This window comes from Thermodesulfovibrio hydrogeniphilus (assembly GCF_054657355.1).
Window position 1 is genome coordinate 1,737,090 of sequence record NZ_BAAHYW010000001.1, and the last position, 13,027, is coordinate 1,750,116.

Sequence of the window (13,027 nt, forward strand, 5' to 3'; positions counted from 1 at the left end):
CCCAACTTCATAAAAGCTATGAATAAAAAATTTTAAGATCAATGATTCACAATTTTTTAGATTAGCTCACAAAATTCTATCACACTTTCGTAAGTTCTGAATAAGTTTTCCTCAACTCCTAATATCCTCAATATCTCCTTCTGTCACTCATCAAGTTTGCCCATAATCTTCAATTTTCTTCCCCCCTATCTCAAACCCTTCTATCCCTATCTCGTAAAATTTGTCCAAACACCAATTTTTCTACATCAAACTTTCTTTTGCATCCTTCAAAACTCATATATCTTACTTTACCAAATATTGGTCTTTCTTTCCACGGTCTGTCATGAACTGCACCAATACTCCATAGTACTCCTGTGTATCCATTTGGGTCTCTTCCGTCAATTTCGTATTTATCGTTTAGATATATTGCTATCTGAATTGCCTCTTCTGCAGAAATTGTCCATTCAAGTATCTTTTTAGCCCAATACATTCTTAAATAGCCATGCATCTTGCCTTCCCGTACCATCTGTAGTTGTGCAGCATTCCACAATGGATCATGGGTTTCAGCATTTTCAAAGTGTTCAAGTGTGTATACATATTCTCTTTTGTCGCTTTTGTGTTTTTCAAGGCTTTCCCTTGCCCATTGAGGAGCTCCATTTATGTTGTCATAGTTTGGCTCATAGAAGCAAAAATTATCAGAGAGTTCCTTTCTTACAATAAGTTCCTCTAAAAAGGCTTCCTTTGCAGTCTCAGGAGCATCTGATTCAATTACTTTAAGTGCAACCTCAAGGGATGATATATGTCCAAAATGAAGATATGGAGAGAGATTTGATTGACAGTCTATGTTTGGGTCATTTCTGTAAACATTATAAAAATGCAGTTTTTCATTCAAAAATACTTCAAGAGTTTTCTTTGCCTCTGATGTTCCGGGTAAGAATTTATCAACAGGCTGAACGTTTCTGTCTATTTTGAGACTATTTAATGCCTCATCAATGTCAAAGGACTTGGTTTTAAGGTCATTGTATGGATGATAGACTATTTCCTCAGGTTTCCTTAGAAAAGAAGGCAGAAGTCTCTTTATCTTTGGTCTTAAAGTATAAGCACCAGCCTCTTTTTTATCGCTTACATAAAAGGCTGGAACAATATTGTGGGTGTCAACTTCAAGAAATGGAGTTTCAATGGATGAGGCAATTTTTTCTTTCCATTTTCTTTTAATGCGTAAAGGGTCAAAATCAGTTAAAAGAAGCTTTATATCATTTTCTCTTACGAATTTTGGAATGTTCTCAGTTGGCTCTCCAATGAGCAATATCAAGGGAATGTTAAGTTCACTGAGCCTTCCTTCAACTTCCTTGAGTCCCTTTAGCATAAAGTCATACTGCCTGAGTGTTGCACCAAGAAAATTGGGAACAAGATTGAAGACAACGAAAAGCTTACTTTTCCATTCAAGGGCAAACTTCTGGGCATAAAGAAGCGCATGGTTATAATCCACCCTTTGGTCTCTACTCATCCAGTAGACAACATTGCTCGGCTTTATTTCTGCTTCTTTAAGAAATAGTATTCTTCTTGTATCAATTTGCTCTCTTATCAAAGTAAAGCTCCATTTAATTCCCGCTTAATAAATTATATCTAAATAGAGAGATTTTTTAAAATTTTTGTTAATTTGCCCAAAAATAGCGATAGAAATCCAAAAATTGGTATAACCATTTGAAAATTAAGTATTTTTTGCTGTCATTGCGAGCATCCGAAGGATGCGAAGCAATCTCGTTCCTTTAACCATCCACCATTCACCAACCACCAATTAGAGACTGCTTCGCCCCAACGAGTGGCTCGCAGTGACGAGTGTCTATCTCTATTTTTTGTTAATTTGTCTTAAGTAAACTTTTCTTGAGATTACTTCGTTGCGGAGGCTGTCGCGAGCAGAAGAGTGACGAACCTCGAAATAACGAGAAGTAGCAATGCATCCAATGATGATAAAGAATTATGGCTCGTAAGGAAGGGCAGGGTTGTTATTCTAAATAGTCAACAGCCTATCTTAAGTGCCCTTATGATTGCAGAAGACAGAAGAGCCTGTCGCGAGTCGACGACAAGGTGACTATTCGCAATAATGCTTGATAATTGTATATTTAAGAATTTTACAATTTAGTATAATACGATAAAACAAATTATGGGAGGACATAGGGATGAAAAAATTAGGTGAAGAATTTTACAGGCTATTGCATCCAAAAGTTGTTTTTTTACTTACCTCTATTAGTAAAGAAGGGAAACCAAATGTTATGGCTTGTGCATGGGCAACTCCTGCTTCTGAGGAGCCACCAATGGTTATAGTTTGTGTAGCAAAGGAACATTATACAGCAGAATTGATTCTTGAAACAGGCGAGTTTGCAATTAATATTCCAACAAATGACATGGTAAAGGCAATATGGATTTGCGGAAAGAAATCTGGTAGAGAGGTGGATAAATTTAAGGAGGCAAATCTTAAGATTCTTAAGCCTGAGAAAGTTTCAGCTCCTCTGATTGATGGATGTGCAGGTTATATTGAATGTAAACTCAAAGAAACCATAGATGCTGGAGAATGTTATGCTTTTCTATCAGATGTTGTGTCAGCTCGGGTAGATGAAAAATACTTTAAAAAAGGCGTCTGGCTTGCAGATACAATCCCTATGCATCTTGGTGGAAGCAGAATTGTTTATTTTAAAGATGAAAAAAGAGGTTGATATTTTTTAAAATATGCGTATGCTTAGATATCTTACAGCTGGCGAGTCACATGGAAAAGGACTTTTAGGCATCATTGAAGGAATGCCTGCAGGCGTTGTTATTTCTAAGGAAGAGATTGATAGGGAATTAAAAAGAAGACAGCAGGGATACGGAAGAGGCGGCAGAATGAAGATAGAATCTGATGAGGTGGAGATTTTATCTGGTATAAGATGGGGTAAAACACTGGGTTCGCCAATCAGTCTTTTTATAAAAAATAGGGATTGGTCAAATTGGGAAAAGGGAATGAGCTCTGATCCACAGGACAAAGAAAGCATTCCTCCTGTAACAAGGCCCAGACCGGGACATGCAGATTTGGCAGGTTTTTTAAAATACAACCACGATGATATAAGAAATGTCCTTGAGCGTTCCTCTGCCAGAGAAACAGCAATAAGAGTTGCCATAGGTGCAGTTGCAAAACAATTATTGAAACATTTCAACATAAAAATCGGAAGCTTTGTAACATCCATTGGATTTGCAAAAAAAGATATTGAGACAGCTATGCTGTCATCCCAAGCTCTATTAGAGCTTTCTGAGAAAGCTGAAAACTCCAAAGTAAGATGCCCCTTTGAAGAATATGAGGAAGAGTTTATCAGTGCTGTAGATACAGCTATAAAAAAGGGAGACAGCATAGGAGGAAGTTTTGTGGTTTTTGCTACGGATGTTCCTGTAGGGCTTGGAAGTTATGTTCACTGGGACAGAAAACTTGATGGAAAAATTGCTCAGGGATTTATGAGTATTCAAGCAATAAAGGCAGTTGAAATTGGTGATGGAGTAAAACTCGGGGTGAGATTTGGGTCAGAAGTTATGGATGAAATTTTTTACGAGGAAGGAAGATTTCTACGCAATACGAATCACATGGGTGGCATAGAGGGTGGAATGACAAATGGTATGCCTGTTATTGTAAAGGCTACAATGAAGCCAATTCCAACCCTCAGAAAGCCACTCCGCTCAGTTGATATATTTTCAAAGGAATCCGTTGAGGCAGCCTATGAAAGGTCTGATATATGCGCTGTTCCAGCTGCAAGTGTCATTGGAGAGGCTGTTTTGGCATGGCATATAGCAGAAGCAATTTTAGAGAAATTTGGTGGCGATAGCATAGAAGAAGTCCTTATGAACTTTGAGAACTATCAACAAAGGATAGCAAGACGATGAAATTTCGTTCCTCTTGGATAATGACTCGTGGTTGGTTGCTGGTGGGTTTGATTTTAATTATTTTGCCCTCATCTACATTTTCTGAAAATTCCTATTTAAACATTCTTTCCAATGGTAAGAAACATCTGCAATCAGGCGATTACTCTAAAGCTGAGGAGAATTTTACAAAGACTTTACCCTATTTTGAAGAAATCGCTGACTATATTCTTTTTTGGCGTGCTGAATCCCGCTTTGGATTGCAAAAATATAATGAGGCTATGGGAGATTTAGAAGAGCTTAAGAAAAAATATCCTCGCACTCCTTTGATGAAAGAGGCGCGCAAGTTAGAACTTGAAATTGCAAAAAGACTGAATGTTTCCAATATTGAAAATCTATATGAATCATATATTGCTGATTACCCTGATGACCATGCTATTAAATTTGAGTATGCTAAAATACTTAAAGAAAAAGATAATAAAAAAGCCAAAAAAATTCTCAAGGAAGTTTTTCTTTCTGTCTCCTCTTTTGCTGACAAGGCTGAAGGAGAGCTTTCTCCAGAAGACCTAACAGTTGATGATTTATTGAAAAAAGGACGTATTTTAAACAATGCCTATCTTTTCAAGAAAGCTGAAAAATATTTGCGAGAAGCTCTTCAGATGAGTAAGTCTTCCCAGAGACTAGAAATTCTCTCTGCTCTTGGATATTGTCTTTTTATGCAAAAAAGATACTCAGAGGCTGCTGAAATTTTAAAGAAATCAGCAGACACCTACTGGCGTGCCAGAGCTCTTATTAGGGCAAAGGATTTTGCAACCTTTGAAAGCGAGATGCCTGTTTATATGCAAAGCAATGACACCAGAATGGCTGATGTCTTTATAAATTACGCAAATATTAAAAGAAGAGCAGGCTATACTGATGAAGCAATAAAGATTTTGCAAACAATTATTTCAAAGTATCCTGAAGCGAAGGAAGAAATCCTTTGGAACATGGCATGGATTTACTACATTTCAGAAGAATACGAGGAGGCAAGAAAGGTATTAAAGCAACTTTACAGCTCATACGGAAAACCAAAATATTTTTATTGGCTTGATAGAGTCAATGAAATTAGAGGAATTATGACCACAACTGAAAAGGCTTTATCTTTCATTGAAGAGGATCTTTATTCATACTTGCTTTTTATGAAAGGAAAGGTCAAAACGATTTCCGAGCCCCGCAGGTCTGATTTTGAATTTAATCTGCCAAAGAGATTAGATATTCTCATTAAAGCTGGATTTAGGGAAGAAGCCTTAAGAGAGTTGAAAATTACATTGAGGCAGAACAGAGACAACGCAAATATCCCCTATTTCAGCAAACTTTTCAATGAATTTGGTGATTATCCAACTTCTGTAAGACTTATTTCAACCCTTCCGAATAGATTCACCTATCATGAACTTTTATTCCCACAAGCATACAGGGATACAGTATTTAAGGCATCAGCTAAAAACAGAATAGACCCTAATCTTGTATTTGCTATTATGAGGGAAGAATCAAGGTTTGACAGGTTTGCCCAGTCTCCTGCAGGAGCATTGGGACTCATGCAACTGATGCCAGATACTGCACGAAGGGAAGGTAGAAAGCTTGGAATCGTCATAAAAAATGATTCTGAGATTTTTAGCCCTGAGAAAAATATTCTGATAGGTAGTGCTTATCTTAAAAATCTCATAGATGAATTTGGCAATATTGTTTTTGCTATAGCTGCTTATAATGCTGGTGAAAAGGCTGTTTGGTCTTGGATTAAAAATAACAATTATGAAACAGTTGATGAATTCATTGAAGATATTCCGTATAGTGAAACAAGAAAATATGTTCAAAGAGTTCTTGCTTCATATTTTGAATATCTGAGAAGCAATAGGGACTTAACAAGTGAGAAAATTGAAAAAATAATAAAAATTAAAGGAGGAAAACTATGATTGAGCAGAAAATTGTATCAGCCATTGAGAAAATTAAAATTCTTAAACAAGAGAAAGAAGAACTTCAAAAAAAAGTAAATTCTCTTGAGCTGGAATTAAAAAATAAAAATCAAGAGATTGAAAATTTATTAAATGAAAGAGAAACTATCAAAAGGCAAATAGAAGAACTTCTCAAAGAGCTTGATATGGAAGGAAATGTATAAAACAGAAGTTTACATACTTGGTCAAAAATATACAATAAAAGGCGAAAAACCGCCTGAACATATTCAACAGCTGGCTGCCTATGTAGATGAAAAGCTGAGAAAAGTTCATGAACAGAATCCTTCTATGCCTCCGCTCAGGGCAGCCATTCTTGCTTGTCTTTATATTTGCGATGAACTGCATGAAGTTAAAAATGAGTGTGAGATTACAAAACAGCAGTTAAAAAAGCTTGAGGAAAGAACAAACGAATTGTTAAAGCTTCTTTCTTAAACTTTTCTTCTGTCTATTGCATATCTTTTGTCTTTTTGTTTTTTTGCGATGGATTTCATTACAGATGCTGTTTCAGCCATTTCACTGAAATGGTTGAAAACTCTGTATTTATTTGAAGTAATTCCTACAGATACGCTCATTAATGGATAAATTTTCTTTTTGCCTTCTCTATCTATTGACTCTATGTAACCTCTCCTAATGTCCTCATCATCGTAAAAATTTTTTACTAAATTATCAAATATATCTACAATTTTTTGTGTTGTCTCTTCAATTTTGTCTGGAGACATTATATATACAAAATCATCACCACCAATGTGCCCTACAAAGCTTTCAGATGGCTGTTCAGCTCTAACAATGTTTAAAATAATTCTTCCAAGCATTTTAATTACATCATCACCCCGAGAAAAACCATACTTATCGTTGAAAGGTTTAAAATTATCCAAATCCGCATAGGCAAGTGCAAAAATATCACCTCTGTCAAGTCTCTTTTGGATTTCCCTTTGAATAACAAGATTTCCCGGAAGCTTTGTGAGAGGATTTGTTGCAATAACCCTTTCAGTTCTTTCAAAGGACAATATTATTCTCATTGAAAGGTCCTTTTCAAGGCAGTCAAATCGTATGTAATCATCAATGAGAAATTTATGCCACTCATTAGTAGAAAAATCTGAAGAGACAATTGCTATGACATTTGTTGATGCAAAAAGGGGATCACTTTTAAGACTGTTAATAATAAATAGCTCACTGAGAGGGTCTTTTAGTGCTTCAATTATTATAAGGTCTGGAATTTCCTCATAGAGCATTTCAACTGCTTCTTTTATGTCAACAAAGTATATCTCATAAGGCAATGAAGCTTTCATTATTATTTTTTTTATCTCAGGAGAAGAGACAATAGCAATAATCGTTTTACTCATCAATTGAGAAAATATCCTCCAAATTACTAAGTGGCTCTTCGGTTTCTTTCAGGATTTCAAGAATTTTATCATAATTTAATCCTAAAATATCCCAAGCACTTGGATTAACCTGAGGAACATAAATTTCTGCTGAATATCCTATTCCCCTCGCAAGCGCAAGTATATTTGATATATGCACAATTGCTGATTCTACAATATACTTATCGCTTAACTGAGGTCTGTGATGATACATGATAGGCTCAGTAAGTTTCAATGGAAAATTCCATTTTTTTCCTATTATTCCGCCAACTTCTGCGTGGGTTATTCCGAAATATTCTCTTTCCAGTTCAAAAAGAAATTTTTCATTGCTTTGAACAGAGTCAATTAATTTTAGATAATCGTCCTTGTAAGCAATTATCAAAATTACCTTTCCCAAATCATGCAAAAGCCCTGCAATTGAGACTTCCTCAGGTGAGGGAAGCTCTTGTTTGGTTGCTATTATTCTTGCAAAAGTGGCAGTTGCAAGGGAGTGTTCCCAAAGCCCTACCATGTTTTTCTTCATAATCTCAAAAACTGAAACACCTAAAAGCAGACCTTTTACAACATTTAATCCAAGAATTACCATTGCATGACTTACAGAAGAGATTCTTCCTGGAAATCCGTAAACTGGAGAGTTCACCATCTTTAAGATTCTTGAGGTCAGGGCTGGGTCAGAGGATACAAAATCAGTGATTTTTTTTAATGAAACTCCCGGGTCTTCCAATAAAGCCAAAATTTTTCTTAAAATTGAAGGGATTGTGGGTAAGTTGTCTATTTTATCAATTCTTGCAATGACTTCCTGCGAATTCATTTATATAGTTCCTCAAAATGATTTTGTATTGCCTTTTTTATCAGTAGAGTGTAAGAGTCATCTGCTCTTTTAAATTTTTTTTCAATATCTTCAAAGACCTTATCTTTAGGAGGCAGTTGTTTCTCTCCTTCCACATAGATATAATCTATATCCATTGAAGACAGCCTATTGATTAGGGACTCTGTTAATTCTTTCCCTGCAGGCAAAACAACCATACCTGCCTCATTAACAACATCTTTTACAACTTTCATTCCAGGCTTTGCTCTATCAATGCTAATTTTTTGTGGCATTTTTTAATTATACCCTAAATGTCCAATTTTATGTTGAGCTCCTTTAGTTGTTTGGCATCTACCTCAGAAGGTGCTTCAGTTAAAGGACAGAAAGCTTTCTGGGTTTTCGGAAATGCTATAACATCCCTAAGAGAATCTGCTCCAGTCATAAGCATTACAAGTCTGTCCAACCCTAAAGCTATACCTCCATGTGGCGGAGCTCCATATTTTAAAGCCTCAACAAAGAAGCCAAATCTCTTTTTTACTTCCTCCTCTGAAATTCCAAGCACCTTGAAAATCTGCTCCTGCACATCCGCTTTATGAATTCTTATACTTCCTCCACCAAGCTCATAACCATTAAGAACAATGTCATAGGCTTTTGCTTTCATTTCTTTTAGTGGACTTTCAGGATTCTTAAAAGCATCAGCAGGCATTCTGAGAAGCTCATCAAGATATTCATCCTGAGGACTTGTAAATGGATGATGCATGCTTACAAATCTCTTTTCATCCTCATCCCATTCAAAAAGAGGAAAATCTAAAATCCATGCAAAGGAAAATCCCTTTCTTTCAATGTTTGCCATCTCTGCTATATCAAGCCTGAGTCTTCCAAGAATAGTGTTGGCAATTTCTTTTTTATCTGCTATGAAAAGTATCATATCTCCATTTTCAGCCTCAACTTGTTGGGCTATTTCTTCAAGAATCTGCTTTGGGAAAAACTTTACAATTGGTGATTCAAACTCGTCCTTAACTTTGATCCACGCAAGTCCCTTTGCTCCAAAGGATTGGGCTTTCTGTGTTAATTTGTCTATCTCCCCCCTTGTCATTGAAGCAAAACCTTTTCCAGCGATTGCCTTTACAACTCCACCTTTATTTAAAGTATCAAGAAAGACCTTAAACTGCGAGTTTTTTACAAGTTCACTTACATCCTTTATTTCAAGACCAAATCTCAGGTCTGGTTTATCAGAGCCATATTTGTTCATAGCCTCTTCATAGGAGAGGCGAGGAAATGGTATTGGAAGTTGCACTGAGAGAACTTCTTGGAATGTATAAAATAACATCTGTTCAATGAGAGCTAATATATCATCAGGAGTTACAAAGGACATTTCAAGGTCAATCTGAGTAAACTCAGGCTGTCTGTCTGCCCTTAAATCTTCATCCCTAAAGCAACGAGTAATCTGAAAATATTTGTCAATTCCTGACACCATAAGAATCTGTTTAAAAAGCTGAGGCGACTGTGGCAGTGCATAAAATGTTCCGGGATTAAGCCTGCTTGGAACAAGAAAATCCCTTGCACCTTCAGGAGTTGATTTTGTGAGCATGGGAGTTTCAAATTCAATAAAACCTTCTTTGTCCAAGAACTTTCTTACAGCCATAGTAACCTGATGCCTAATAATAAAATTTCTCTGCATTTCTGCCCGACGAAGGTCAAGATAGCGGTATTTCAATCTTAAAAGTTCGCTTACCTGTTCAGTTTCATCAAGCTGAAAAGGTAACGCTTTGGATGTGCTGTATATTTCAAGCTCTTCAGCCCATAGCTCCACAGTGCCTGTTTTTAATTCAGGATTTTCTGTACCTTCAGGTCTTCTTTTAAGCACTCCTTTTACACCAATAACATACTCACTTCTTAAATCATGTGCAAGCTCATGGGTTTGTTTTGATATTTCAGGGCTGAAGACAACCTGCAAGACTCCGCTTCTGTCTCTTAAATCAATAAAAATCAGTCCTCCATGATCCCTTCTTCTAAAAACCCATCCGCAAAGCTTTAATGTCTTACCAATATCTTGTTCACTAACCTGTGCGCAGTATTTATCCCTAAACATCTTGCCTCCTAAATTAATCATCGTATAATAAAAATTTATTATAGCAAATTTTCATTATGTAGAGCTTCTTTTCGTATCGGATTTCTTCCAAAATAGAAGCGAGAATGTCTTGTCACAGAGCCTGTCGCAAGCCGAAGTCATGGTAATCTCTCTTCGGTCATGCCCCATTCTGTCATTTCAAGCAGTATTTCGGTGGCTGTATCATAATTTAAAAAGCAAATTTCTCCACTACGTCGTTTTAGTTTATATACAATCTTTTCTTTAATTTAGTCTCCCTGTTTTGTACTCCTTTTTCCACCATCAGCCCTACCACTGCATTATTTGATTTGTTTTTCTGAAACTGAGCAGTATACAAATTTGCACTATTTCCACAAAACTTCTCTTAAGTTCTTCTATGTTCTTCCTCTGAAATTCCGATATAGTGTTAAAATATGGTTTTTGTAATCCAGATAAATATATAAATGCCACATCGGTATAAAGCTTTTCTTCTATTCTACGAGAACTAAATATTTTGGTTGCATATCTGTAAAATGGAATCTTAAGCATAAGAGAAGGATGATAGGATGGATTGCTAACATTAGGTATCTTCCTCAGATAAGGTCCAGAGCTATCATATCAACCACTTCGTCTAAGATTTAAGCAAGATATCCCTTTGGCAGCAACTCTACAACAGATGAGGGGAAATAAAAAGGTTTTTTTATATATTTTAATCCAAAATGCAGTTTTACAATTATAAAAAAGATTGCGACACAACCAATTAAAGTAGGCGAAGTAGTACTGAGAGTAACAAAGATATATATAAATCGCTCAAATTAGAGACTAAATTCTTTATAAGGTGGTAAAATTATGTATGCCATATTTTGATGTTTCTATTCCTCTTAAACTAAAAAATCTTACATACTACCACGATATAGATGAAGATTTGACAGGATATGCAGTTACAGTTCCTTTAAAAAACAAGTTCTACGAAGGAATTGTCATCAAGAAAGTTGACAAACCACCAGATATTGATATTAAGCCTATCAAGACTGTGTTGGGACAGGCATATACAAAACGATTCGTTGATTTTCTTCTGTGGATGAGCTTTTATTATGTTTCTGAGATAGGCTCCATATTAAGGTTAACCTTTTTTGAAGAGATTACTAATCTCCTTAAGGGTAAGAAAAGAAGAAAGATATCGTCTAAACAATTATCTGACATGATAGAGGAAAAAAATTTTTTTGATAGCCTTTCTGTCAATCAAGAAACAGTCTCAAAAATAATTCAAGCCATAAATCAAAGAAAATACAAAGCTTTTCTTCTTCATTCGCCTAATATAGCCTATGAAATGAAAATGATGTTAGAAGTTTGCACCGCCCTTTGTGAGTCAACATCTAACGTTGAGAAGCTTTCAGCTAATACAAATTGTAACGGCACTGCACTCTTTATTTTACCAGAAATAAGGGATGTTGAGACTATGTATAACTTGATAAAAGATAGAGTTAACGATGGGGTCGTTATGCTTCACAGCAACATGAGACCTTCAGAGTTATTTGAATCAATTGAAAAGATAATGAATGATAATGCAAAGATTGTTGTTGGAACAAGATTTGCTGTTTTTGCCCCAATAAAAAAACTTGATATTATCATAGTTTCGCAAGAGTCAAGCTGGCTTTATAAAGCAGAGGAATCACCAAAGTATAATTTAAGAGAATGCGCTCTGATGAGAGGTTTTATTGATGAATGCCCTGTAATACTATGTTCTAATATGCCCTCTGTAAGCTCATATTTCAATGTTATTCAGAAAAAATTTGAGTTTATTAATGATTTTGACAAAATTGCCCATCCTATCATCAAAGTATTTAGACAGCCATTGAAAAGCGTGTTTAATCCTGAGGTTACCCTCTTTTTAAAGTTACACGCAAAAGATGGAGTGCTTGCGATTAGTCCAAGAACAGGATACAGCCTTTTGAGATGTTTTGATTGTGGAGAAGTAATAAAATGTGAAAATTGCGGTTACAGTATGCTCTTTAGAAAAGAAGATAGAGCCATTGAATGTTTTAGATGTAATATCAGGAAAGATGTTCCAATATCCTGTCCATCTTGTCACAGCCTAAGCTTACATCCAATTGGTGTTGGGGTAGAAAGATTAAAGGAAGAGCTTTCAGCCCTATTTGCAGGCAAAGAAGTTTCAATCGGAGAGCTGGATTTTGAAGAAGATGAACTGAAAAAAATATATGTTGCTCATGCGGGAAAAATTCAGAAAACATACGCTCCAAAATTTAAATATGCAATATTTGTTGACTTTGATTTTTTTCTTTCCATTCCTGATTACAGAGCTACTGAAAATGCCTTTGCCAAAATTTTATCAGTTAGACATCTGATTAAAGATGACGGATTATTATTTATTCAGACTCTTAATCTTACAAACAATTTTTTCAGATACATTCGTCAGTATAGCTTTAAAGATTTTTATATTTATGAACTAAATCATAGAAGGGAAGTCAAGTTCCCCCCTTTTGTAAGACTGATAAAGCTTACTGTAACTCTTAAAAGAACGGGCTCAAAGGATATTCTTGAAAAACTTAAGATTTTTCTTAAATCTAATATTTCGGGAGACATTATAGGTCCATTAAAAAGAAGTGAAAAGGAGTTTCTTTTTATCCTCCGTTCAAAAAATAAAAGAAAACTTACCGAAGAGACAAATGAAGCAATACTAAATCTTTCAAATTTCAAAGGAATGTCATACAAAATTGAGATTGACCCAGTAAGTTTGTTGTAGATTATTTGAATACTAAATTGAGCTATTTTTATAGGAAACTTTTTTAAGGCGTAATTGCTTCGGATGCTGAGTCACCCTCATATTTAGTTATCATAAAATGCGAATTTCTATCGTTATGTTCGTACATTTTGATTATTCCATGTAGGAATGAGCTTT

At 35.5% G+C, this 13,027-nt stretch carries 12 protein-coding genes; 6 read left to right on the forward strand and 6 right to left on the reverse strand.

What is annotated here, in order from left to right; genetic code table 11:
- Nucleotides 1–190 precede the first annotated feature (190 nt).
- Nucleotides 191–1,567 (reverse strand): deoxyribodipyrimidine photo-lyase, encoded by a 1,377-nt coding sequence (locus ACYQ3P_RS08635; RefSeq protein ID WP_460177499.1) that lies wholly within the window; start codon nucleotides 1,565–1,567, stop codon nucleotides 191–193.
- Nucleotides 1,568–2,159: 592 nt separating this feature from the next.
- On the opposite strand from ACYQ3P_RS08635, the gene ACYQ3P_RS08640 reads away from it, so the two are divergent.
- The 5 genes from ACYQ3P_RS08640 to ACYQ3P_RS08660 are packed head-to-tail and all read left to right on the forward strand — an operon-like array spanning nucleotide 2,160 to nucleotide 6,281.
- The gene (locus ACYQ3P_RS08640; RefSeq protein ID WP_460177500.1) at nucleotides 2,160–2,693 is read left to right on the forward strand and encodes a flavin reductase family protein; all 534 of its coding nucleotides are present in this window, start codon (nucleotides 2,160–2,162) and stop codon (nucleotides 2,691–2,693) included.
- Nucleotides 2,694–2,706: 13 nt separating this feature from the next.
- Entirely contained in the window at nucleotides 2,707–3,885 is a 1,179-nt protein-coding gene (gene aroC, locus ACYQ3P_RS08645; RefSeq protein WP_460177501.1) for a chorismate synthase, read from the forward strand.
- Nucleotides 3,886–3,926: 41 nt separating this feature from the next.
- A complete protein-coding gene (locus ACYQ3P_RS08650) occupies nucleotides 3,927–5,810 on the forward strand; it encodes a lytic transglycosylase domain-containing protein (protein ID WP_460177502.1) in 1,884 nt (627 codons plus the stop codon).
- A complete protein-coding gene (gene zapB, locus ACYQ3P_RS08655) occupies nucleotides 5,807–6,013 on the forward strand; it encodes a cell division protein ZapB (RefSeq protein ID WP_460177503.1) in 207 nt (68 codons plus the stop codon). The genes ACYQ3P_RS08650 and zapB overlap by 4 nt, the downstream gene beginning before the upstream one ends.
- Nucleotides 6,006–6,281, forward strand: a complete 276-nt coding sequence (locus tag ACYQ3P_RS08660) for a cell division protein ZapA (RefSeq protein ID WP_460177504.1) — start codon at nucleotides 6,006–6,008, stop codon at nucleotides 6,279–6,281. Before zapB ends, ACYQ3P_RS08660 begins: the two co-directional genes overlap by 8 nt.
- Here ACYQ3P_RS08660 and ACYQ3P_RS08665 read toward each other — a convergent pair.
- The 5 genes from ACYQ3P_RS08665 to ACYQ3P_RS08685 form a co-directional block, all read right to left on the reverse strand.
- Complete coding sequence (locus ACYQ3P_RS08665; RefSeq protein ID WP_460178068.1) at nucleotides 6,278–7,192, reverse strand: GGDEF domain-containing protein; 915 nt, start codon at nucleotides 7,190–7,192, stop codon at nucleotides 6,278–6,280. The genes ACYQ3P_RS08660 and ACYQ3P_RS08665 overlap by 4 nt on opposite strands.
- A complete protein-coding gene (locus ACYQ3P_RS08670) occupies nucleotides 7,185–8,021 on the reverse strand; it encodes an HDOD domain-containing protein (protein ID WP_460177505.1) in 837 nt (278 codons plus the stop codon). The genes ACYQ3P_RS08665 and ACYQ3P_RS08670 overlap by 8 nt, the downstream gene beginning before the upstream one ends.
- Nucleotides 8,018–8,311, reverse strand: a complete 294-nt coding sequence (locus ACYQ3P_RS08675; protein ID WP_460177506.1) for a hypothetical protein — start codon at nucleotides 8,309–8,311, stop codon at nucleotides 8,018–8,020. The genes ACYQ3P_RS08670 and ACYQ3P_RS08675 overlap by 4 nt, the downstream gene beginning before the upstream one ends.
- A gap of 14 nt (nucleotides 8,312–8,325) precedes the next feature.
- Nucleotides 8,326–10,110, reverse strand: a complete 1,785-nt coding sequence (gene aspS / locus ACYQ3P_RS08680; protein ID WP_460177507.1) for an aspartate--tRNA ligase — start codon at nucleotides 10,108–10,110, stop codon at nucleotides 8,326–8,328.
- A gap of 306 nt (nucleotides 10,111–10,416) precedes the next feature.
- Nucleotides 10,417–10,704: a transposase gene (locus ACYQ3P_RS08685; protein ID WP_460178069.1), complete on the reverse strand. Its 288-nt coding sequence runs from the start codon at nucleotides 10,702–10,704 to the stop codon at nucleotides 10,417–10,419.
- Nucleotides 10,705–10,960: 256 nt separating this feature from the next.
- Here ACYQ3P_RS08685 and ACYQ3P_RS08690 point away from each other — a divergent pair, with 256 nt between their 5' ends.
- Nucleotides 10,961–12,871 (forward strand): primosomal protein N' family DNA-binding protein, encoded by a 1,911-nt coding sequence (locus tag ACYQ3P_RS08690; protein WP_460177508.1) that lies wholly within the window; start codon nucleotides 10,961–10,963, stop codon nucleotides 12,869–12,871.
- Nucleotides 12,872–13,027 lie beyond the last annotated feature (156 nt).